We start from the raw sequence: 21,615 nt of genomic DNA on the forward strand, positions 1-21,615 counted from the left end.
CTGAACCGCATGATCAGCGACATACGCCATCACAGCGACCAACTACAGCAGACCGCCGGCACCCTCAACGGCACCGCCCAGGGCATTCTGGAGGACGCCACGCAGCAATCCGACAGCACCACCAGCATGGCCGCGGCCATGGAGCAGATGATCCACAACATCGCCCAGATCGCCACTCACGCCCACGACGCCCTCGGCCTCTCCTCGCACGCCGGGCAACTCGCCGACAGCGGCGGGCAGGTGATCCTCGGCGTGGTCGACGGCATGAGTCGCATCGCCGGCGCAGTCACCTCATCCGCCGAGACCATCAGCGAACTGGGGCGCGCGTCCGAGGAGATTCAGTCGATCATCCAGGTCATCAACAGCATCGCCGAGCAGACCAACCTGCTGGCGCTGAACGCCGCCATCGAGGCCGCCCGTGCCGGCGAGGCCGGGCGCGGCTTTGCCGTGGTCGCCGACGAAGTGCGCAGCCTGGCCGGGCGGACCTCGCAGTCGACCCAGGAAATCAGCGCCATGATCGGGCGCATCCGCAGCAGCACCACGCAGGCGGTAGAGAGCATGCAGACCGGCGTGAGCAGCGTGAACGAGGGCGTGGCGCTGGCGCAGCAGGCCGGCGGCTCGATCAGCGAGATCCGCGACGGAGCGCAACGCACCGCGCAGCGGGTCGGCGAGATCTCCCACACCATCGGCGAGCAGAGCAGCGCCAGCCAGGAGGTTGCGCAACGCATCGAGCAGATCGCCGAAATGGCGCGCAACAACACCCAGTCGGTCCATGACCTGGCCCACGCCTCGCAGCAACTGCAAAAGGTCGCCCAGGGCATGCGCGACGCGGTACTGCAGTTTCAGACCTGAGTGGGCTCTGCGCGCATCCACTGCACCAGGCGTTCGAGCCAGGCATCGCAGGAGGACAACTGTTCGAGGCTGACGAACTCGTCCGGCTTGTGCGCCTGGGCGATGTCGCCGGGGCCACAGACCACGGTGGCGATGCCCGCCTCGTCGAACAGCCCGCCCTCGGTGCCGAAAGCCACCGTGGCGAAGTCCTCGCTGCCGCAGAGCAGCGCCAGCAGGCGCGCGGCCTCGCTGTCTGGCTCGGTGAGCAGGCCCGGGTAGCTGGAGATTTCGCTGAAATGGATGTCGCTGTCCGCCGCTACCGCGCGCATCGCAGGCAGCAGCTCCGCCTCGGCGTAGGCACGCAGCTCTTCGACCAGCGCCTGGGGATCGTCGGACGGCAGGCTGCGCATCTCGAAGTCGAAGCGGCAGTGCTCAGGCACGATGTTCAGCGCCTGGCCACCGCTGATCACGCCGGTCTGCACGGTGGAGAACGGCGGATCGAAGCGCGCGTCATGGCGCTCGACGGCGGCCAGGCGGGTACCGATCTCGCCAATCCGGCCGATCAGCCGGGCAGCGTACTCGATGGCATTTACCCCGCGCGGGGCGTAGGCCGAATGGCAGGCGGCGCCATGCACGTCGCAGCGTGTCGCCAGCTTGCCCTTGTGCCCGAGAATCGGACGCATGCTGGTGGGCTCGCCGATCAGGCAGATCGCCGGACGCTCGGGGCTGGCGCGCAGCTGTTCGACCAGGCTGCGCACGCCCAGGCAGCCGACTTCCTCGTCGTAGGAAATCGCGATGTGCAGCGGCAGGCGCAGCGGCGCGGCGAGAAACGCCGGCAACGACGCCAACACGCAGGCGATGAAACCCTTCATGTCCGCCGTGCCGCGACCGTAGAGCAGGCCGTCGCGCTCGCTCAGGGCAAACGGCGGGAAGTTCCAGGCCTGGCCGTCGACCGGCACCACGTCGCTGTGCCCGGAGAGCATCACGCCGCCAGCGCCGGAAGGCCCCAGGCGCGCATGCAGGTTGGCCTTGCTGCGCGTCTCGTTGAAGAGCAATTCGCTGGCGATCCCCAGGCCCTGCAGGTAGTCACGGATGTACTCGATCAACGCCAGGTTGGATTCGCGACTGGTGGTGTCGAAGGCGATCAGATCGGCGAGAAGGTCACGACTGCGGGGCATGCGTAGGGAAGCTCCAGAGAAGGTAGGGCCAAGGCACGGGCTTCACTCGTCGCCGGGCACGCCGTAGCGGGGGGCCTGGGTCGGGTCGAGCGCGCGCTTGATGTAATCGTGCATCTGCGGCAGGTAGGCGCGCCAGAGGCGGTCCAGTTCGCCGATCGGGTCCGCGTCGGCCCAGTCGACCCGCAGGTCGACCACCGGCCAGACCAGGTCACCGACCACCGATAGCGCCGCCGAATGCACCGGGCCGGCTTCGCCACCCGCCGCCACGGCCGCGTGCATCGCCGCCAGCAGACGATCCGGCAGACCGCTGCTGGTGTGCTCGAAGGCCTCGACCATCGCATCGATCACCGCCGTCGAGGCGAGCAGGTTGCCGGCGGCCACGCATTGGTCGCCGGAGCGGGCGTGATGGATGCCCAGCGCCTCGCTGCCGGTGAAGTGCGCGGTGGCGCCATGGCCGTCGAGCACCGTCACCTGGCGGTACTGGCTGTAGCCATTGCTGGCCAGGGCCTGGGCCAGCGCCTTGTCCGGCGCCAGCCCCTGCTCCAGCAGGTCGAGGATCTGCGGGCCGAGCGCCGGCAGGGTGATGTTCTGCGTGGACACCGCACCGCTGCCGGCCCGCAGCCAGGGGCAACGGGCGCCCACGGCGATGCTCGAGGAGCTGATGGCGATGCCCATGTGGCCGGTTTCCGGGCAGCGCCCGACGATGGAAAAGGTCATGCGCGCGCCTCGCCCTGCCAGTCGTCGGGGATCACCGCGATGACGTCGATTTCCATCAGCCATTGCGGTTGCGCCAGTGCCGAGACCACCAGCCCGGTGGAGATCGGGAAGACGCCCTTGAGCCATTTGCCGACCTCGCGGTAGACCGGCTCACGGTAGCGCGGGTCGATGATGTAGGTGGTCGTCTTGACGATGTGCGAGAGGTCGCTGCCGGCCTCTTCGAGCAGTTGCTTGACGTTCTTCATCGCCTGGTCGGCCTGCGCGGCCGGGTCACCCAGGCCGACCAGGTTGCCGTCGAAGTCGGTACCGACCTGGCCCCGCACGTACACCGTGTTGCCGGCGCGCACGGCCTGGCAGAGGTCGTTGTCCAGGGTCTGGTTGGGATAGGTGTCCTTGGTGTTGAACATGCGGATACGGGTATGCGTGGGCATCAGCGGGCTCCTGCGATGGCGGTGTCTGCACGCTGCGCGTCGCGCTGCCCGGCATCCCGGTAGGCGCTGTACTTGCGCTGCGTGGCGATGTGGTCGGCGACATGCTTGGCGTCGTGCCAGACGCCCCAGATGAAGGTCGAACCGCGGCGCGACAGCCACGGCAGGCCGACGAAATACACGCCCGGCTCGCGGGACACGCCACGCTGGTGCTGCGGCTTGCCGCTGGCGTCGAAGGTGTCGACCTGCAGCCAGCTGAAGTCCACCGAGAAGCCCGTGGCCCAGACGATGCTGGTGACCCCGGCGGCGGCCAGGTCCAGTTCCAGCAGCGGCTGGGTCACGCACGCCGGATCGGGCAGACGCACGCGGGCCTGCGGCTCTTCCGGCAGGTCCAGGCCGTTTCGTTCGATGTAGGCATCCGCGGCGTCGAGCAGCGACAGGTAGTTCTCGTCGCCCTTGGCGATGTTCTCGGCCAGGTTCGCCGCGAAGCGCGCGACGGTACCGTCGAAGGACTGGGTCAGTCCGACCAGGGTGATGCCCTGCGCTGCCAGGGCGCGGAAGTCCACGGTATGGCCGCCACGGGCGCCGCTGACGGCAATGGTCACGTGTTCGCGGCCCGGCTCCACGCTTTCCATGTCCCACAGGCCGAGCACGCCCAGCCACCAGACGAAATCACGATTGCGGTAGCTGCGCGGCGGACGATCGTGGGCACCGACGGAGAGATACACCTGGCGCCCGGCCCGTTGCAGTTCGTCGGCGATCTGCACGCCGGAGGAGCCCGCGCCGACCACCAGCACGGCGCCTTCGGGCAACTGCTGCGGGTTGCGGTACTGGGCGGAGTGGATCTGCGTGAGCTGCGCTGCGACCGGCGCGATGGGCGGAATCACCGAGCGCTGGAACGGCCCGGTGGCGGCGACCACGTGGCGCGCCTGCAGGGTGCCTGCGGAGGTTTCCACGGTGAATCCGGGGCGATCCGCATTGCGCACCACGCGCTTCACTTCGACCCCCGTACGGATGGGCGCATCGATCTGTCGGGCGTAGGCCTCGAAGTAGTCGGCGACCTGGTCCTTGTGGGCGAAGGCGTCGGGATCGAGCCCGGGAAATTCCATGCCGGGGAAGCGGTCGTGCCAGACCGGGCCGTTGGTCACCAGCGAATCCCAGCGCGCACTACGCCAACCCTCGGCGATCCGACTCTTCTCCAGCACCAGGTGCGGCACGCCGAGTTTGCCCAGGTGCTCGCTCATGGCCACGCCGGCCTGGCCGGCGCCTACCACCAGGGTATCGATGTCAGTGATCTTGTCGGTCCGGTTCGGAAAGGCGCCTGGGTTCGGGTTGCTCATCGGTTGCCTGCTTCGCTTCTGCCTACGGGGGTGGCCACCCGTGCGGCAGCCGTTGCGGGCATTCTGTGCAGAGGCCGATGTTCGCGAAATGATGTTTTTTGTAGTCGCTGGCTAGGTAAAAACTGCCTGGACTATTCGCCGCCCACCGCGAAGTTGGGCAAGCTGTCGACCGGCTGGGAGAAATCGAAGGGGATCGACTCCAGCGCCAGGCCCAGGTTGCGCTGCACCACGAAGTGCAGGTGCGGACCGGTGCTGTTGCCGGTGTTGCCGGAGCGCGCCAGGGGCGTGCCGACGGAGACCCGCTGGCCCTCGCCGACCAGCACCGAACCGCGCATCAGGTGCAGGTAGACGCCCATGGTGCCGTCGTCGTGGAGGATGCGCACGAAGTTGCCCGAGGGGTTGTTGCCACGCCCGCTCTGGCGGTTCTCCACCTTGACCACGGTGCCCGCGCGGGCGGCGACGATAGGCGTTCCCTCGGGCATGGCGACGTCCACCGCGTAGCGGCCCTTGGGCGTGTTGTGGCTGAAGCCACCGTTGGGTCCCTGGGTCTGGCGGAACGGACCACCGCGCCAGGGCAACGGATAACGATAGGCCTGCATCGGCTGCCGCGGATCGCCCAGCGCATAGCGCAAGCGCGGGTGGTAACTCAGCGGCTGGCTGGCATCGCGCGCGGCCAGCGCCACCAGGCGCGCCTGGCTACGCGGCGCGATCACGCGGCGGATGGGCGCCGCGGGAACGCCCACGGCGTTGTGCGCATCCTCCACGGCCAGTTCGATCTCCACCGGCGCATACAGCTCGTTGTGCACCACCAGGGCCTCGCCACCGGCGTGGCGCACGGTCTCCAGGCGCACCTGGCGCTCGAGGTGCTCGACCACCTCGTCGCTGAAACGAAAGACCTCGGCGCCCGAGGTGACCTGGTCGGTATAGGTCACCACGCCGTTCTCATCGGTGTACTTGTAGACCGTCAGCCCCAGGGCCTGACCACTGGCGGCCAGGCCGAACACGGCGCCGAGAAGCCAGTTGCGTCCCTGCACGGTTACCTGCCTGCTGCGGAAAAACATACCGGCACCTTAGCAGTGCCGCGGGGAACCGGCGAACAACGGCGACGGCTGACCGACGGGTGCATCAGGCGCCCGGGACGTAGTGCTTTTGGGTCGTGCCGCGAGCGATCAGGCGAGAGAGATAGTCGAGCTTCTGCGGATCGCTGTCGACGAAGCGAAAGGTGACCTGCAGCCAGGCACTGTCGGGCTTGGGCTCCAGCGCCGCGACGGCGTGCAGGTAGCCGTTCAGACGTGCCACGTCGCGGCCCTCGTCCTGCTCCAGGTCGAGCACCGCGCTGTCGAGCACCTGCGGCAGCACTTCCGCACTGGTTACCACCAGCACCGCCTCCTTGAGGCTCAGGCCCTTGATGGTGCAGCTCAGGCTGCCGTCGGGAAGGCGCAACTGGCCCTGGCCGCGCCCGCCCGGTGCGGCACCCGCGCTGGCGAGCGGTTTCGCGGCGGCCGGCGCGGGACGCGCGGCTGGTCGTGCGGCGGGCTTCTCTACCTGCACGCTCTGCGCGCTGCGCGAGCCGGTCAGTGCCGCGAGGGAATCGTTGGCGATGCCGCTGCTGGTCAGCCGGTGCGGCTTGGCGGAACTCATCAGGGCTTCGAGCTTGCCGCTGCGGGCCAGCGCCTTCTTCACCTTGCCGATCAGCTGGTCATTGGTGAAGGGCTTGCCGATGTAGTCGGAAACGCCGGCCTGGATCGCCTGGATGACGTTTTCCTTGTCACCCCGGCTGGTGACCATGATGAACGGCGTGGCCTTGTGCGCGTCGCTGCCGCGGCACCAGGTGAGCAGCTCGAAGCCGGACATCTCCGGCATTTCCCAGTCGCACAGCACCAGGTCGACGCCCTGGCGACCGAGAAGCTGCTGGGCCTTGCGCCCGTCCACCGCCTCTTCGATCTGCACGCCGGGGAAATGGTCACGCAGCCCCTTCTTCACCAGGTCGCGAATGAAGGAGGCGTCGTCCACCACCAGCACGGTCACTCTGCTCATCGGCCACTCCTGCGAATAACCCGCTAAGGATAGCCTCCGTGGATGGTCAGCGGTCAATGGCACGCTGCCATCCGCGGATGTCGCAGCGACGTTATTCCGCGTCGGGGCCCTGGACTTCCTCGCGCATGCGCTTGAGGCCCATGTGCCGCACATCGGTACCGCGCACCAGGTAGATCACCAGTTCGGCGATGTTGCGCGCATGATCGCCGATGCGCTCCAGCGAGCGGAGCACCCAGATCACCGACAGCACGCGGGAAATCGAACGCGGGTCTTCCATCATGTAGGTGACCAGTTCGCGCAGCGCGGTCTTGTACTCGCGGTCCACGGTCTTGTCGTGCTGGGCCACCGCCAGCGCCTGCTCGGCGTCGAAGCGGGCGAAGGCATCCAGGGCTTGCTGAACCATGCGGCGGACCTGGTCGCCGATGTGACGCACCTCGACGTAGCCGCGCGGCGACTCGCCGTCCTCGCACAGTTCGATGGCGCGGCGGGCGATCTTGCTGGCCTCGTCACCGATGCGCTCCAGGTCGATCACCGACTTGGAGATGCTGATGATCAGGCGCAGGTCGGAGGCGGCCGGGTGGCGACGGGCGAGGATGCGCATGCATTCCTCGTCGATGTTGCTTTCCATCTGGTTGATCTGGTCGTCGATCTCGCGCACCTGCTGGGCCAGGCCCGAGTCGGCGTCGATCAGCGCGGTGACCGCGTCGTTGACCTGTTTTTCCACCAGCCCGCCCATGGCCAGCAAGTGACTGCGCACCTCCTCGAGCTCGGCGTTGAACTGCTGGGAGATGTGCTGGGTAAGGCCTTCTTTGTTGATCATGTCTGCTCCTCACGAAAAAACGGGGTGACCACCGGGATGCGCTGGCGACTAGCCGTAGCGTCCGGTGATGTAGTCCTCGGTCTGTTTTTTCGCCGGGTTGGTGAACAGGGTGTCGGTGTCGCCGTATTCGATCAGCTTGCCCATGAACATGAACGCGGTGTAGTCGGAGACGCGCGCCGCCTGCTGCATGTTGTGGGTGACGATGACGATGGTGTAGCGCGACTTCAGCTCGTAGATCAGTTCCTCAACCTTCAGCGTGGAGATCGGGTCGAGCGCCGAGCAGGGTTCGTCGAGCAGCAGCACTTCGGGCTGCACGGCGACGGTGCGGGCAATCACCAGGCGCTGCTGCTGGCCGCCGGAGAGGCCCAGCGCGGAATCATGCAGGCGATCCTTCACCTCGTCCCACAGCGCCGCGCTCTTGAGTGCCCACTCGACGGTCTCGTCGAGCACGCGCTTCTGGTTGATGCCCTGGATGCGCAGGCCGTAGACGACGTTCTCGTAGATGCTCTTGGGGAACGGGTTGGGCTTCTGGAACACCATGCCGACGCGTCGGCGCAGTTCGGCGACTTCCACGCCCTTGCGGTAGATGTCCTGACCGTCGAGGAGGATCTGGCCCTCCACGCGGCAGCCGTCGACCAGGTCGTTCATCCGGTTGAAGGTGCGCAGCAGGGTCGACTTGCCGCAGCCGGAGGGACCGATGAAGGCCGTCACGCGCTGCTTGGGAATGTTCAGGCTGACGTCGTACAGCGCCTGCTTCTCGCCGTAGTAGAGGTTCAGGCCCGGCACCTGCAGGGCGATTTCCTCGTCCGCCAGGTTGAGGCTCTGGCGGCTGCGGCCAAGGGCTTCCAGGTCGATGCCGTGGGTCGGGGTGGAGTGACTCATGTTGGGCTCCGGGTTTCTTCTGCGGCCGGCGGTGTCGCCGGCCGTGGCAAGGGTTTGTGCCGCGAGGGCTTGAACGGTCAGTGATCGAGCGCCTTGTACTTCTCGCGCAGGTGGTTGCGGATGAACACGGCAGAGAGATTGAGCAGCGCGATCACCAGCACCAGCAGCAGCGCGGTGGCGTAAACCAGCGGGCGTGCGGCTTCGACGTTGGGGCTCTGGAAGCCGACGTCGTAGATATGGAAGCCCAGGTGCATGATCTTCTGGTCGAGGTGCAGGTAAGGGTAGTTGCCGTCCACCGGCAGCGCCGGCGCCAGCTTGACCACGCCCACCAGCATCAGCGGTGCGACTTCGCCGGCGGCGCGCGCCACGGCGAGGATCAGGCCGGTCATCATCGCCGGGCTGGCCATCGGCAGGACGACCTTCCACAGCGTCTCGGCCTTGGTCGCGCCGAGCGCCAGGGAGCCTTCGCGCAGGCTACGCGGAATACGCGCCAGGCCTTCCTCGGTAGCGACGATCACCACCGGCACGGCGAGGATCGCCAGGGTCAGCGAGGCCCACATCAGCCCCGGGGTGCCGAAGGTCGGCGCCGGCGCGGCTTCGGGGAAGAAAAGGCGGTCGATCGAACCGCCCAGCACGTAGACGAAGAAACCCAGGCCGAATACCCCGTAGACGATCGACGGCACGCCGGCGAGGTTGTTCACGGCGATGCGGATGATCCGCGTCAGCGGACCCTGCTTGGCGTACTCGCGCAGGTAGATGGCCGCCAGCACGCCGAACGGGGTGACGATCACGGCCATGATCAGGGTCATGGTCACGGTGCCGAAGATCGCCGGGAAGATACCGCCCTCGGTGTTCGCCTCACGCGGGGAGTCGCTGACGAATTCCCACAGCTTGGAGAAGTAGAAACCGAGCTTGTCCGTCTTCGACATGCCGTTGGGGCGATAGGCACGCACGACCTTGGCCAGGCTCAACACCTGCTCGCGGCCGTCCACGCTGCGCACGTTGATGGCGTCGCGATTGACCGCGCTATTGATCTCGCCCAGGCGCGCTTCGAGCACCTGGTACTCGGCATCCAGCTCGGCGCGACGCGCCTGCAGGTCGGCCTGTGCCGCCGCGTCCAGGCGACCGTCGAGTTCCAGGCGACGGGTCTCCAGGCGCAGACGCTCCAGGCCATGGTTGATACGGCCGATGTCCACGCGCTGCAAGCGCTCCATCTGCGCGTAGAGCTCTTCCGCGCGGTCCAGGCGGCCCTGCAGCGCGTCCCAGGCCTGGTCGCCCTGGGCGACGACCTGGCCGTTCTCGCGGACATCCAGCAGGTAGCCATAGAAATTGCCCCACTCGCGACGCTCGAGCACCAGCAGATCGGCCGGACGGCTCTGCTCGCCCAGCCACTCGCCGACCACCCAGGCGAAGTCCGCGCCAAATTCGCGGTTGCCGACCTTGAGCAGCTCGCGGGTCATGAACTCGCCGCCTTCGGTGTTTACCGGCAGGCCGGCGGAGGCCAGCCGCGCACGCGGTACCTGCTCGGCCTCGACCACCTCGCCGGCGATCAGCCGGGGTGCCTCGCCGGGCACCTGGTACTCGGCCTGCACCACATCCGCCGGCCAGAAGTGCGCCAGGCCGCGCACGGCGATCACCGAGAGCAGGCCGACGGTCATGATGACCGCGATGGAAACCCCGCCGCCGGTCATCCAGACCCAGGGGGCGCCACTCTTGAACCAGGATTTCAGGGTCTTCTGTTTCACCGCTCGTACCTTCGTTCGTCATGCCGTACGCCAGGGGCGCAGGGCCGTGCTGTGTTCGCTCGTCACGCCGCCTGGGCGGGCGTACTCGATGCTGCGGGCTTGCGCACGGGCGTCGCGCTGCTGTGCCCCCTCTCCCCAACCCCTCTCCCGCAAGGGGCGAGGGGCTCGTCCGGCGCTGGCCCTGCCTGCAGAGCCTGGCTGGGCTCCGCTGCTGGCACCTCCACCCTCTCCCGCCCTGCGGGCACCCTCTCCCATCGAGGGAGAGGGTCATCAGTTGGGCCGGCGGAGCCGGCCTGTTTATAGGGATGCATATTTTTTGCGCAGGCGGGTTCGGATCAGTTCCGCCAGGGTGTTCATCACGAAGGTGAAGCTCAGCAGCACCAGCGCGGCGAGGAACAGGACCCGGTAGTGGGTGCTGCCCAGCTCCGATTCGGGCATTTCCACCGCGACGTTGGCGGCCAGGGTGCGCAGGCCTTCGAAGATGTTCACGTCCATGATCGGCGTGTTGCCGGTGGCCATCAGCACGATCATGGTTTCGCCGACGGCACGCCCCAGGCCGATCATCAGTGCCGAGAAGATGCCCGGGCTGGCGGTGAGGATGACCACGCGGGTCAGCGTCTGCCACGGCGTGGCACCCAGGGCCAGGGAGCCGAAGGTCAGGCTCTTGGGCACGCTGAACACCGCGTCCTCGGCGATCGAGAAGATGTTCGGGATCACCGCGAAGCCCATCGCCAGACCCACCACCAGGGCGTTGCGCTGGTCGAAACCGATGCCCTGGTCGTGCAGCCAGGCGCGCATGTTGCCGTCGAAGATCCAGTTCTCCATGTGACCGCTCATGCCCAGCGAGAACCAGGCCACCAGCACCACCACCGGAATCAGCAGCAGGGCCTCCCAGCCCTCCGGAACGGCCAGGCGGATGCGCTCAGGCAGGCGGCTCCAAAGGAAGGCGAAACCGATGATGCCGACCGGTGTGAGCAGCAGCAGGCTGAAGATGCCCGGCAGGTGGCCCTCCACGTAGGGCGCCAGGAACAGGCCGGCGAAGAAGCCGAGGATCACCGTCGGCAGCGCTTCCATCAGCTCGATCACCGGCTTGACCTTGCGGCGCATCGCCGGGGCCATGAAGTAGGCGGTGTAGATCGCCGCGCAGATCGCCAGCGGCGCCGCCAGCAGCATCGCGTAGAAAGCCGCCTTGAGGGTGCCGAAGGTCAGCGGGGTGAGGCTCAGCTTGGGCTCGAAGTCGGTGTTCGCCGAGGTCGATTGCCAGACGTACTGCGGCTCGCCGTAGTTCTCGTACCAGACCTTGCCCCACAGCGCGCTCCAGGACACTTCGGGATGCGGGTTGTCGAGGTCGAACAGCGAGAGCTTGCCGGCGCTTTCCACCAGCACGCGGTCGGCGCGCGGCGACAGTGCGGCCAGCGCCTGGCCATCGGCAACGTGCTCGATCAGCAGGGTGCGGTGGGCGGTGCTGTGGAACACGCCCAGCTGGCCGCTGGCATCCAGCGCGATAAAGCCCTTGCGGCGCTGCTCGGCGACGATCTGGGTCACCGGGGCATCGCCCAGGCGGAAGTCGCGGATGCGCGTGAAATTCTGCTTGCCGTCGTCGTCACGCACCATGAACCACTGCGCGATGCCACCCTTGCTGTCGCCGACCAGTAGCGACACACCACCCAGCAACGGGCTCACGGTGGTGATCTTGGTATCTCCGGAGAGCAGCTTGTAGCGGCCATTCAGGCTGCGGCTGCGCAGGTCGAAGACGTCGGCGGTATTGCCGCCGTTGAATACGTACAGCCATTGCTGACGCGGATTGATGTACAGCGCCTGGATGGGCGCGGCGATCTGCGGCAGTACGATGCGCTCGGAGTCCTCGGTGACCTCGCCGGTCATCAGGTTTTCCTCGCGGGTGATCGAGACCAACTGCAACTGGCTGTCGACCGAGGCGGCGAGTATCAGCGAGCCATCCTCGTCGCTCATCGCCACGTGTTCCAGCGCACGGCCCTGTTCGTCGAGGACGATGGGCGTATCGCCGTAGGGATATTCGAGCACCGGGACGATGGTCTTGACGTTGTTCGGATAGGTGACGCGGAACGCCTGGCGAACCACCAGCGCGCGCCCGTCGGAGAGACCGACGACCATCTGCCGGCTGCCCGGCTGGTCGTCCGCGGTGCTGCTGATCTGCACACCGTCGGGCAGCGGCAGACGCTCGTCGCTGAGCTCGACGTTGTCGGCCAGGGTGAAGAACTGGACGTGGCCGTCGCTGCCCAGGCGCATGCCGACCTGGTTCTGCTCCTCGATCGACAGCGCCAACGGGGCAGGCTGGTTGGACAGCCAGGACGCCTTGGCCGTCTCGATCGGTTCCATGTCCGCGCCGGAGAAGATCGGCAGCACCACATGGGCCAGGTAAAAGAAGATCAGCGTGATGGCGCCGAGTACCGCCAGGCCACCCAGGGTGACGTACCAGCGCGTGAAACGGTCCTTGAAGGCGCGCACGCGCCGCTTGCGCTGTTGCGCCGGAGTGTTGAAGTCCAGGCGCACGCCTTGGGAGGAGTCGCTCATGGGGGAATTGGCCAGGTCGTTCATGGGAATTCTCGTCGGCTCGACGTAGCATCGGCAGCGTGGGTGAGCGTCACTCTAGAAGTCTTTTGTGACAACCGCATGACAGCCCCCGGGCGTGCCGAGGCCCGCCACACCGCGGACGCGGTGGGCGGGCTCGTGCAGGAGTGGGGTCCGAACGCTAGGCGTTACAGGCCGACATCCTTGAGGGTCTTCTCGACGACCTTGGAAGGCAGCGGGATGTAACCATCCTTGACCACGACTTCCTGACCCGCCTTGGACAGCACCATCTTGAGGAACTCGGCCTCCAGCGGAGCCAGCGGCTTGTTCGGCGCCTTGTTCACGTAGACGTAGAGGAAGCGCGAGAGCGGGTACTTGCCGGTCAGGGCGTTCTGCTCGTTGGCTTCTTCGACGTTGCCTTTCTTGTCGACCAGCGGTACGGCGCGCACGCTGGAGGTGCGGTAACCGATACCCGAGTAGCCGATGGCGTTCAGGGTGCTGGAGACCGACTGCACCACCGAGGCCGAACCCGGCTGCTCGTTGACGTTGGACTTGAAGTCACCCTTGCACAGGGCTTCTTCCTTGAAGTAGCCGTAGGTGCCGGACACCGAGTTGCGACCGAACAGCTGGATCGGCTTGGAAGCCCACTCGCCGGTCAGACCGACGTCGCCCCAGGTGGTGGCTTCCTTGCTCTCGCCGCAAAGGCGGGTGCTGGAGAAGATCGCATCGACCTGCGGCATGGTCAGCTGCTTGATCGGGTTGTCCTTGTGCACGAACACGGCCAGGGCGTCGATCGCCACCGGGATGGCGGTGGGCTTGTAGCCGTACTTCTGCTCGAAGGCCTGGATTTCGCTGTCCTTCATCGGACGGCTCATCGGGCCCAGGTTGGACGTGCCTTCGGTCAGTGCCGGCGGTGCGGTGGAAGAACCGGCGGCCTGGATCTGGATGTTCACGTTCGGGTAGAGATTCTTGTAGTTCTCTGCCCAGAGGGTCATCAGGTTGGCCAGGGTGTCGGAACCGACGCTGGACAGGTTACCCGAGACGCCCGAGGTCTTCTGGTATTCCGGCAGTGCCGGATCGATGGCGGCGAAGACGCTGCTGGCGCCCGCTGCGGCGGCGACCAGGGTGACGGCCGCCATCAGACGATTCACTTTCATGCTTGCTCCTAGCATTGCGAGTGTTGGTGTAACGGTGGCCAGTATCGAGAGGCCATGTGAACACTCTATGAATCGAATGTGACAGTTGTATGAAGGCCCGGAGCGGGGGCCTTGCAGGCCCTCAGCGGCCCCGGCGCATCAGGCCGAGGCCAATCGCCGCGCCCATCGCGCAGAGTCCGAGCACGTAGTACATCGGCCCCAGCGGCTGCCATTTCACCAGCAGCGCCACGGCCATCGGCGTCAGCCCCCCGAACACCGCGTAGGACAGGTTGTAGGAAAACGACAACCCGGAGAAACGCACGAACGGCGGGAAGGCATGCACCATCACGTAGGGCACCGCGCCAACCACACCGACGCACAATCCCACCAGCGCATAGGCGACGAACAGGCGTTGCGGATGCTCGACCAGCCCCGCGTAGAAGAACACCGAGCTGACACCCAGCGCCAGGCAGCCAGCCAGCAGCACGCGCCCGGCGCCGAGGCGGTCGCACAGGCGACCGGACGTCACGCAGCCCACGCACAGGCAGATGATCGCCAGGCAGTTGGCGCGCAACGCGGTGACCGCATCGAAACCGTAGAGCTTCTGCAGGAAGGTCGGCGTCATCAGGATCACCACCACGATGCCCGCCGAGAGCAGCCAGGTCAGCGCCACCGACAGCGACACGCCGCCCAGGTGGTTGCGCACCACGGTCTTGAGTGGCAACTCGGCGGACAGCGCCTGGCTGCGCTGCATTTCGACGAACACCGGCGTCTCGTGCAGATAGCGGCGCAGGTACATCGATAGCAGGCCGAACAGGCCGCCGACCAGGAACGGAATGCGCCAGGCCCAGTCGACGATGGTCTCGGGGGAGAACACGCCGTTGATCAGGTTGGCCATCAGCGAACCGAGCAGGATGCCCAGCGACAGTCCGCTGGTCAGCGTGCCGCAGGCGTAGCCGACATGCCGCGCCGACACGTGCTCGGCAACGAACACCCAGGCACCGGGGACTTCGCCGCCGATCGCCGCGCCCTGCACGATGCGCATGGCCAGCAGCAGCAGCGGTGCCAGCAGGCCGATCTGCGCGTAGGTCGGCAGCAGGCCCATCACCAGGGTCGGCAGCGCCATCAGCAGGATGCTCAGGGTGAACATCCGCTTGCGGCCGAGCAGGTCGCCGAAGTGCGCCATGACGATGCCGCCCAGCGGGCGTGCCAGGTAGCCCGCGGCGAAGATGCCGAAGGTCTGCAACTGGCGCAGCCAGTCGGGCGTATCGACGGGAAAGAACAGCTGCCCCACCACCGTGGCGAAGAACACGAAGATGATGAAGTCGTAGAACTCCAGGGCACCGCCCAACGCCGCCAGCGACAGGGTCTTGTAGTCGCTGCGGGTCAGCGCGCGCGGTGCAGTGGAAAGGGCGTCGGTGCGGGTCATGGATTACTCGCGGCAGGAGGCGGGCGCCAGCGGCGCCCGCGAGGGGGACTCAGCGTCCGCTACGCAGCAGCATCGCGCCGGCCACGAAGCCGACCACGCTGACCGCCGCGACGTAGTACACGGCGCCCATCGGGCCGCCCTTGACCAGCAGCGAGACGAGCATCGGGGTAACGCCGCCGAACACCGCGTAGGACATGTTGTAGGAGAACGACAGGCCGGAGAAGCGCACCACCGGCGGGAAGGCGTTGACCATCACGAAGGGCACCGCACCGATGGTGCCGACGAACAGCCCGCACAGTGAATAGAGCGGGAACAGCAGCTGCGGATTGGCGCCGATGTGGGTGTAGAAGAACCAGAAGGAGGCCGTCAGACCGACCGCGCCGCCCATCACCACGCGTCCGGCGCCGATACGGTCGCAGAGGAAGCCGCTGATCACGCAGCCCACGCAGGCGGCGACGATCGCCAGGCTGTTGGCCTCGAGCGTCTGCACCGGGGCGAAACCGTACAGTTTCTGCAGCAGCGTCGGGGTCATCAGGATCACCACCACCACGGCAGCGGTAAGGAACCAGGTGACCAGGCAGGACATCAGCACGCCAGCGCGATGATTGCGCACCACGGTCTTCAGCGGCAGTTCCTCGGCGAGGGTCTTGCGCGCCTGCATCTCGGCGAACACCGGGGTCTCGTGCAGGTAGCGGCGCAGGTACACCGAGAACAGACCGAACACGCCACCGGCGAGGAACGGCAGGCGCCAGGCCCAGTCGGCCACTTCCGCGGGGCTGTAGAGGGTATTGATCAGCGTCGCCATCAACGAGCCGAGCAGGATGCCGGCAACGATACCGGCGGTCATCACGCCATTGGCGTAGCCGCGCCGGTTGGCCGGTGCGTGTTCGGCGACGAACACCCAGGCGCCGGGCACCTCTCCACCGATCGCCGCGCCCTGGATGATGCGCATCACCAGCAACAGCAGCGGAGCCGCCAGGCCGATCTGCTCGTAGGTCGGCAGCAGGCCCATCACCAGGGTCGGCACCGACATCATGAAGATGCTCAGGGTGAACATGCGCTTGCGGCCGAGCAGGTCGCCGAAGTGCGCCATGATGATCCCGCCCAGCGGCCGCGCCAGGTAGCCGGCGGCGAAGATGCCGAAGGTCTGGAACTGGCGCAGCCATTCCGGCATGTCCGCCGGGAAGAACAGCTTGCCGACCACGGCGGCGAAGAACACGAAGATGATGAAGTCGTAGAACTCCAGCGCACCGCCCAGGGAGGACAGCGACAGAGTCTTGTAATCGTTGCGGTTCAGCGGGCGCGTCGTCGCGGCGCCGCTGGCTGGCATGGCGTGCATGAGTCAGGCTCTCGAAAATACATGGCATGAGGCCCGGGCTGTGTCGAGAACACCACCGCAACGCCCGACCGTTCGGGATCTGTCCGAAACCAAGCCAACGGGCCGGCTCCAGGGGTGAGGAGCGCGCCCGGTGGGAAACCGGCAGGGGTGTCAACAAGCTGAGGCGTCGCGCACGATAGCAAATTGCGACCTCTCGACACAGAGGTGACGGCAAATACGCGCCGGGAGGTCGCTGTGCGGCAGAGGCGCCGATATACTGCGCGCTGCGCTGCACCGCAGCTCCGGCCCCCCAGCAGAGGCGTTTCGAGGCATGATCGAACCCGAAGAAGACAACCTGGAGCCCCAGGGCGACCTGGCCCTGCAGATCACCGCATTACCCCGCGACACCAATGGCTTCGGCGACATCTACGGTGGCTGGCTGGTCTCGCAGATGGACCTGGCCGGCACCGCCATGGCCAGCAAGGTCGCTGGCGGCCGGGTAGCCACGGTGGCGGTGGAGCACATGGTGTTCCTGGTGCCGGTGGCCGTCGGTGCTCAATTGGCCTTCTATACCCAGGCGCTGGAGATCGGCCGCAGCTCGATCCAGATGCGCGTCGAGGTGTGGAGCGACGATCCGCTCTCCAGCGAATGGCGCAAGGTCACCGAAGCCGTGTTCGTCTTCGTCGCCATCGACGGCAGTGGCCGCACCCGCCCGGTGCCCCGCCGCTGAGCGGCGCCCGCCGCCCCACCCTGAGCCGCCTGCCGGCGTCACCCTGGCCCGGACACGGCGGCCGTTCGCCGCTCGCCCGCCACTCGACGCAACACCCCGTCCACGGGTTATGCTCCCGGCCCGGACACGCCAGGACGGTGGTCCGTGCGCCATGTGGCTTTTTGCCTCATGTTGGTGCGAAAACCCCTGAAGAATCACTGAGGTAGTGCACAGCGTGGCCAAGCTCGACCTGCGAACCGAACGCTCCAAGCAGAGCCGTCAGGAAATCATGCGCAAGATCCTCGACGCGGCCATCGCAGAGTTCAGCCAGCATGGCTTCCAGGGCGCCTCGACCCAGGCCATCGCCGAACGCGCGGCGCTGAAGAAATCCCAGCTGCACTACTACATAGAAGACAAGGAAGCGCTCTACTCGCAGGTGCTGAAGAAGGTCCTCGACAGCTGGACCGGCTTCTTCAGCTTCGACAGCCAGCCGGACATGGCGCCGCGCGAGGCGCTCAGCGAGTTCATCCGCCTCAAGCTCGCCTACGCCATCGAAAACCCCGAACTGTCGCGCATCTTCACCATGGAGATCCTCAGCGGCGGCGCGCGCCTGGAGCACTACTGGCCCGGCGCGATGCGCAGCACCCACGCCAAGGTCGCCAACGTCGAGCGCTGGGTGCAGCAGGGCGAGCTGCGTCCGCTCGACGGGCGCCTGCTGATCATGCACATCTGGGCGCTGACCCAGTACTACTCGGACTACACCTTGCAAGCCGAACTGCTGCTGGGCGCCTCGCTGAAAGACCCCGAGACGCGCCAGCGCATCGAACAGGAACTGATCACCTTCGTCCTGCTCGGCTGCGGACTGTCACCCGCCGCCCGCTGATCCAACCCGCCAGCTGGCATAGCTGATGCATATGATTTGACCGATTGTACAAGCTACTTGGTCAAGTCATGAATCCCGCCGTCTTCACCCCCCTGCAAATCACCGCCAGCCGGATGCTCAGCGCCGACGTCTTGCACCTGCGCCTGCAGCGTGCCGACGGTGCCGAGCTGCCCGCCTTCAGCGCCGGCGCGCATATCGAGGTGCAGATCACGGATGACCTACGGCGTGCGTACTCGCTGTGCAGCGACCCCGCCGAGCGCCACTACTACGAGATCGCCGTGCGCCTGGAACAGGAGGGCCGCGGCGGCTCCCGCGCCCTGCACCTCAAGGCGCGCCCCGGCGTCGAGCTGGCGGTGAGCGAGCCGCGCAACCTCTTCGGCCTCGCCGAGAACGCACCGCACCACCTGCTGGTGGGTGGCGGCGTCGGCCTGACCCCGCTGATCGCCATGGCCCACGCGCTGAGCGCCCGGCAGCAACCGTTCACCCTGCTGGTGGCCAGCTCCAGCCGCGGCGCCGGCCCCTTCGACGCCCAGCTGCAAGCCTCCGGCTGGCCGCTGCAGGCATGCCGCGCCCCGCGTGAGAACCTCGACGTGCAGGGCCTGCTGCAGACGCTGCCGGCCGGCACCCACGTGTACTGCTGCGGCCCCGTCGGCCTGATGGACCGGGTCCGCCAGCAATGCGCCGGGCTGCCCGCCGAGCAGTGGCACGAGGAAGCCTTCGCCGGTAGCGAGACCGTGGTGGAAACCGCCTTCGAGCTGTACCTGAGCGAAAGCGACCTGACCCTCCAGGTGGCCGAGGGCAGTTCCATCCTGCACACCCTGCGCAGCGCCGGGATCAACGTCGACAGTGCCTGCGAACAGGGCATCTGCGGCAGCTGCGTGGTCGCCTGGCGCGATGGCGAGCCGGTACACGGCGACCAGTGCCTGGACGACGACGAGCGCGCCGAATACCTCGCCGTGTGCTGCGGCGGCTGCAATTCCAAGCGCCTGACCCTGGAGCTGTAAGGCATGCCTGCGCCGACGCTGCTGAGCAATGCGCGCCTGCCGCGCTGGTACCTGCCTGCCGACTGGCCGTCGCAGCAGGGCCAGCCGCTGCTGGCGGACATCCCGCTGGATGGCAGCGGCGCGCCGCGCCCGGCCGGCGCCCAGGCGCCCGCCGGCGAAGTCATCGACCTGCACGGCCGGCTGGTCCTGCCGGCGCTGATCGAGGCCCACGTCCACCTGGACAAGACCTACACCCGCAGCCGTCTCGGCGCGCTGCAGCCCGGCCTGCTGCCGGCCATCGAAGCGATGCGCCGCGACCAGCACACCAACTGGAACGCCGAAGACCTGCGCCAGCGCAGCGAGCGCGCCCTGCACGCCGCCTGGGACGCCGGCACCCGGCTGTTGCGCAGCCACGTGGACTGGATCGACGCCGAGCGCACGCCGCTGGCCTGGCAGGTACTCGGTGAGCAGGCACAACGCTGGCAGGAGCGCCTGCGCCTGCAGCGCGTGGCGCTGGTGCCGCTGCCGCTGCTCGCCGACGCCGGCTGTGCGCAGGCGATCATCCGCCAGGTGGCGGCCAGCCAGGATGCGCAGATGGGCGCCTTCATCCACAGCAGCAACTTCGACGCCGCGGCGATCCACCAGTTGGTCGCGCTCAGCGCCGCCGCCGGGGTGGACCTGGACCTGCACATCGACGAAGAACTCAGCGGCCATGCCGGCGGCCTGGAATGCCTGCTCGATGCCCTCGAAGCGCTGCCTGCTCGCTTCCCCGGACGCATCGTCTGCGGCCACCTCTGCGCCCTCGCCAGCCAGGCCGAGGACGGCGCCCTGGCGCTGCTCGAGCGCGTGGCTGCGCAGCCGATCACGCTGGTCGCGCTGCCGGCCACCAATCTCTTCCTGCAGGACGCGCGCCCCGGCCGCACGCCGCGCCAGCGCGGCCTGACCCTGCTGCAGGAGGCCGCGGCGCGGAATATTCCGCTGCTGCTGGCCAGCGACAACGTGCAGGACGCCTTCAACCCGCTGGGCAACTACGACCCGCTCGACGCGTTGCGCCTGGGCGTACTCGCCGCGCAGCTGGACGAGGCCTTCGACCGCTGGTCGCGGGCGATCTGCGACAGCGCCGCGCTGGGCGCCGAGGCGCCCGTCGGCGAATGGCTGGTGTTCGACAGCCGTGATCCCTGGAGCTGGCCAAGCGAGCCGCGCCACTGCGTGGTGCGCGCCGGGCAGACGCTGCCGGCCAGTCTTCTTTCCCCCACCGACGAGCCGAGGAGCCGCCGATGAGCACCGAGAACAGCCAGGGCGCGCCCCTGGCGCGCTACGCCGCCAGCAAGCGCGTGGGCGATTTCATTTTCCTCTCCGGGGTGATTGCCGTGGACCCGGCGCGCCGCCTGATCGTGCGCGGCTTCGAGGACATCCCGGCGGACGTCGCCGACAGCCTCGGGCGCACCGGTGAGTTCTCCAGCGACATCAAGCAGGGACCGATCCTGGCGCAGAGCTGGTACGTGCTCGACGCCATCCGCCAGATCATCGAGCGCGAAGGCGGCCAGATGAGCGACGTGTTCAAGCTGGTGCAGTACTTCCGCAACCTCGACCACTTCCCGGCCTACAGCCAGGTGCGCCGGCGCTTCTTCCCCGGTGAACCGCCCATTTCCACCATCGTCGAGGTCAGCGCCATGCTGCCCAGCGAGGACATCCTGGTGGAAGTCGAAGCCACCGCCTACCTGCCGCTGCGCGGCACCAAGGAGTAACGATGCTACACGGTTATACCCCGGCCAAACGCTTCCTGCCGTACCTCAGCTGGACCGACGTCGACGCCCTCGAGGACAAGGCCAACACCGTCATCGTGCTGCCGGTCGGTGCCATCGAACAGCATGGCCCGCACATGCCCTGCGCCACCGACTCGATCATCGGCGCCGGCGTGGTCGGCAAGGCCATGGAGCTGCTCGAGGATGACATCCCCGCCTACGCCCTGGCGCCGATCACCTACGGCAAGTCCGACGAGCACCTGCACTTCCCCGGCACCATGACCCTGACCGGCGAGATTCTCCTGCACACCATCCAGGAGATCGGCGAATCGGTATACCGTGCCGGCTTCCGCAAATTCATCATGGTCAATGCCCACGGCGGCCAGCCGCAGCCGCTGGAAATGGCCGCGCGCGAGATGCGTCTGCGCCACGGCGACTTCATGGTCATCACCCGTTCCGCCTGGAGCGTCAAGGTGGATACCAGCTTCTTCTCCGAAGAAGAACGCCAGTTGGCCATGCACGCCGGCCACGGCGAGACCGCGATCCTCATGCAGTTGGCCCCCGACACCCTGCACATGGACCGCGCCGAAGCCCATTTCCCGCCGCCGTTCCCCTGCCCGACGCTCTCCAGCACCCGCCCGGCAGCAGCCTGGACAGCCCGCGACTTCGGCCCCACCGGAGTCATCGGCGATCCCACCGGCGCCACTCCGGAACAGGGCGCGCAGCTGCTCGAGCAACTGGCCAGCCAGTGGGCCCAGGCGATCCGTGAAGTGCATCAGGCGCGCTGGCTGGAACGCGACGTGCCCACCTGGGGCCGTGGCCACTTCACCGGCCACATACAGACCCACGACTGAAACCGCAGCACCCCATAACCAGAACGTTTG

General features: G+C 67.3%; 20 protein-coding genes. 7 read left to right on the forward strand and 13 right to left on the reverse strand.

The window, feature by feature from the left end:
* The first annotated feature begins 138 nt into the window (after positions 1–138).
* Entirely contained in the window at positions 139–852 is a 714-nt protein-coding gene (locus ACYRGX_RS02630; RefSeq protein ID WP_473056620.1) for a methyl-accepting chemotaxis protein, read from the forward strand.
* Here the strand turns inward: ACYRGX_RS02630 and argE are convergent.
* The 13 genes from argE to ACYRGX_RS02695 all read right to left on the reverse strand — a co-directional run bounded on the left by argE (position 843) and on the right by ACYRGX_RS02695 (position 16,432).
* Positions 843–2,009, reverse strand: coding sequence for an acetylornithine deacetylase (argE, locus tag ACYRGX_RS02635; protein WP_473055065.1), 1,167 nt, complete (start codon positions 2,007–2,009; stop codon positions 843–845). The two genes, ACYRGX_RS02630 and argE, sit on opposite strands and share 10 nt — an antisense overlap.
* Before the next feature lie 42 nt (positions 2,010–2,051).
* Complete coding sequence (locus ACYRGX_RS02640) at positions 2,052–2,726, reverse strand: DUF1028 domain-containing protein (protein ID WP_473055066.1); 675 nt, start codon at positions 2,724–2,726, stop codon at positions 2,052–2,054.
* Entirely contained in the window at positions 2,723–3,157 is a 435-nt protein-coding gene (locus tag ACYRGX_RS02645; protein WP_473055067.1) for a RidA family protein, read from the reverse strand. The genes ACYRGX_RS02640 and ACYRGX_RS02645 overlap by 4 nt, the downstream gene beginning before the upstream one ends.
* Positions 3,157–4,494, reverse strand: coding sequence for a flavin-containing monooxygenase (locus ACYRGX_RS02650; RefSeq protein WP_473055068.1), 1,338 nt, complete (start codon positions 4,492–4,494; stop codon positions 3,157–3,159). Before ACYRGX_RS02650 ends, ACYRGX_RS02645 begins: the two co-directional genes overlap by 1 nt.
* A gap of 131 nt (positions 4,495–4,625) precedes the next feature.
* Complete coding sequence (locus tag ACYRGX_RS02655) at positions 4,626–5,528, reverse strand: peptidoglycan DD-metalloendopeptidase family protein (protein ID WP_473056621.1); 903 nt, start codon at positions 5,526–5,528, stop codon at positions 4,626–4,628.
* Positions 5,529–5,619: 91 nt separating this feature from the next.
* A complete protein-coding gene (locus ACYRGX_RS02660) occupies positions 5,620–6,531 on the reverse strand; it encodes a response regulator (RefSeq protein WP_473055069.1) in 912 nt (303 codons plus the stop codon).
* A 91-nt stretch (positions 6,532–6,622) separates the two neighbouring features.
* Positions 6,623–7,351, reverse strand: a complete 729-nt coding sequence (phoU, locus tag ACYRGX_RS02665) for a phosphate signaling complex protein PhoU (protein ID WP_473055070.1) — start codon at positions 7,349–7,351, stop codon at positions 6,623–6,625.
* 48 nt (positions 7,352–7,399) lie between these two features.
* Positions 7,400–8,233, reverse strand: a complete 834-nt coding sequence (pstB, locus tag ACYRGX_RS02670; RefSeq protein WP_473055071.1) for a phosphate ABC transporter ATP-binding protein PstB — start codon at positions 8,231–8,233, stop codon at positions 7,400–7,402.
* A 77-nt stretch (positions 8,234–8,310) separates the two neighbouring features.
* The gene (gene pstA, locus ACYRGX_RS02675) at positions 8,311–9,924 is read right to left on the reverse strand and encodes a phosphate ABC transporter permease PstA (protein WP_473056622.1); all 1,614 of its coding nucleotides are present in this window, start codon (positions 9,922–9,924) and stop codon (positions 8,311–8,313) included.
* Between the two features lie 351 nt (positions 9,925–10,275).
* Positions 10,276–12,555, reverse strand: a complete 2,280-nt coding sequence (locus ACYRGX_RS02680) for an ABC transporter permease subunit (protein ID WP_473055072.1) — start codon at positions 12,553–12,555, stop codon at positions 10,276–10,278.
* Positions 12,556–12,716: 161 nt separating this feature from the next.
* Positions 12,717–13,685, reverse strand: a complete 969-nt coding sequence (locus tag ACYRGX_RS02685) for a PstS family phosphate ABC transporter substrate-binding protein (RefSeq protein WP_473055073.1) — start codon at positions 13,683–13,685, stop codon at positions 12,717–12,719.
* A 121-nt stretch (positions 13,686–13,806) separates the two neighbouring features.
* Positions 13,807–15,093, reverse strand: coding sequence for an MFS transporter (locus ACYRGX_RS02690; protein ID WP_473055074.1), 1,287 nt, complete (start codon positions 15,091–15,093; stop codon positions 13,807–13,809).
* A 49-nt stretch (positions 15,094–15,142) separates the two neighbouring features.
* A complete protein-coding gene (locus ACYRGX_RS02695; RefSeq protein ID WP_473055075.1) occupies positions 15,143–16,432 on the reverse strand; it encodes an MFS transporter in 1,290 nt (429 codons plus the stop codon).
* A gap of 310 nt (positions 16,433–16,742) precedes the next feature.
* Here ACYRGX_RS02695 and ACYRGX_RS02700 point away from each other — a divergent pair, with 310 nt between their 5' ends.
* The 6 genes from ACYRGX_RS02700 to ACYRGX_RS02725 all read left to right on the forward strand — a co-directional run bounded on the left by ACYRGX_RS02700 (position 16,743) and on the right by ACYRGX_RS02725 (position 21,585).
* Positions 16,743–17,141 carry an acyl-CoA thioesterase gene (locus ACYRGX_RS02700; RefSeq protein WP_473055076.1) on the forward strand — a complete coding sequence of 133 codons (399 nt, stop codon included), beginning with the start codon at positions 16,743–16,745 and terminating at the stop codon, positions 17,139–17,141.
* Between the two features lie 214 nt (positions 17,142–17,355).
* Positions 17,356–18,003, forward strand: a complete 648-nt coding sequence (locus tag ACYRGX_RS02705; protein WP_473055077.1) for a TetR family transcriptional regulator C-terminal domain-containing protein — start codon at positions 17,356–17,358, stop codon at positions 18,001–18,003.
* A gap of 68 nt (positions 18,004–18,071) precedes the next feature.
* On the forward strand, positions 18,072–19,007 hold the full coding sequence (locus ACYRGX_RS02710; RefSeq protein WP_473055078.1) for a PDR/VanB family oxidoreductase: 936 nt from the start codon (positions 18,072–18,074) through the stop codon (positions 19,005–19,007).
* A 3-nt stretch (positions 19,008–19,010) separates the two neighbouring features.
* Positions 19,011–20,267, forward strand: a complete 1,257-nt coding sequence (locus ACYRGX_RS02715) for an amidohydrolase family protein (RefSeq protein WP_473055079.1) — start codon at positions 19,011–19,013, stop codon at positions 20,265–20,267.
* Positions 20,264–20,734, forward strand: coding sequence for a RidA family protein (locus ACYRGX_RS02720; protein ID WP_473055080.1), 471 nt, complete (start codon positions 20,264–20,266; stop codon positions 20,732–20,734). Before ACYRGX_RS02715 ends, ACYRGX_RS02720 begins: the two co-directional genes overlap by 4 nt.
* 2 nt (positions 20,735–20,736) lie before the next feature.
* The gene (locus ACYRGX_RS02725) at positions 20,737–21,585 is read left to right on the forward strand and encodes a creatininase family protein (RefSeq protein WP_473055081.1); all 849 of its coding nucleotides are present in this window, start codon (positions 20,737–20,739) and stop codon (positions 21,583–21,585) included.
* Positions 21,586–21,615: the final 30 nt, after the last annotated feature.

The sequence above is a fragment of the Pseudomonas sp. R4-15 genome, from assembly GCF_055768815.1.

Coding starts and splice junctions, on each gene's coding strand:
- ACYRGX_RS02685 (WP_473055073.1), bottom strand. CDS start 13,685: ATGAAAGTGAATCGTCTGATGGCGGCCGTCACCCTGGTCGCCGCCGCA.
- ACYRGX_RS02660 (WP_473055069.1), bottom strand. CDS start 6,531: ATGAGCAGAGTGACCGTGCTGGTGGTGGACGACGCCTCCTTCATTCGC.
- ACYRGX_RS02700 (WP_473055076.1), top strand. CDS start 16,743: ATGATCGAACCCGAAGAAGACAACCTGGAGCCCCAGGGCGACCTGGCC.
- ACYRGX_RS02720 (WP_473055080.1), top strand. CDS start 20,264: ATGAGCACCGAGAACAGCCAGGGCGCGCCCCTGGCGCGCTACGCCGCC.
- phoU (WP_473055070.1), bottom strand. CDS start 7,351: ATGATCAACAAAGAAGGCCTTACCCAGCACATCTCCCAGCAGTTCAAC.
- ACYRGX_RS02710 (WP_473055078.1), top strand. CDS start 18,072: ATGAATCCCGCCGTCTTCACCCCCCTGCAAATCACCGCCAGCCGGATG.
- ACYRGX_RS02725 (WP_473055081.1), top strand. CDS start 20,737: ATGCTACACGGTTATACCCCGGCCAAACGCTTCCTGCCGTACCTCAGC.
- pstA (WP_473056622.1), bottom strand. CDS start 9,924: ATGACCGGCGGCGGGGTTTCCATCGCGGTCATCATGACCGTCGGCCTG.
- pstB (WP_473055071.1), bottom strand. CDS start 8,233: ATGAGTCACTCCACCCCGACCCACGGCATCGACCTGGAAGCCCTTGGC.
- ACYRGX_RS02680 (WP_473055072.1), bottom strand. CDS start 12,555: ATGAACGACCTGGCCAATTCCCCCATGAGCGACTCCTCCCAAGGCGTG.
- ACYRGX_RS02640 (WP_473055066.1), bottom strand. CDS start 2,726: ATGACCTTTTCCATCGTCGGGCGCTGCCCGGAAACCGGCCACATGGGC.
- argE (WP_473055065.1), bottom strand. CDS start 2,009: ATGCCCCGCAGTCGTGACCTTCTCGCCGATCTGATCGCCTTCGACACC.
- ACYRGX_RS02695 (WP_473055075.1), bottom strand. CDS start 16,432: ATGCACGCCATGCCAGCCAGCGGCGCCGCGACGACGCGCCCGCTGAAC.
- ACYRGX_RS02650 (WP_473055068.1), bottom strand. CDS start 4,494: ATGAGCAACCCGAACCCAGGCGCCTTTCCGAACCGGACCGACAAGATC.
- ACYRGX_RS02715 (WP_473055079.1), top strand. CDS start 19,011: ATGCCTGCGCCGACGCTGCTGAGCAATGCGCGCCTGCCGCGCTGGTAC.
- ACYRGX_RS02645 (WP_473055067.1), bottom strand. CDS start 3,157: ATGCCCACGCATACCCGTATCCGCATGTTCAACACCAAGGACACCTAT.
- ACYRGX_RS02690 (WP_473055074.1), bottom strand. CDS start 15,093: ATGACCCGCACCGACGCCCTTTCCACTGCACCGCGCGCGCTGACCCGC.
- ACYRGX_RS02630 (WP_473056620.1), top strand. CDS start 139: ATGGAGCAGATGATCCACAACATCGCCCAGATCGCCACTCACGCCCAC.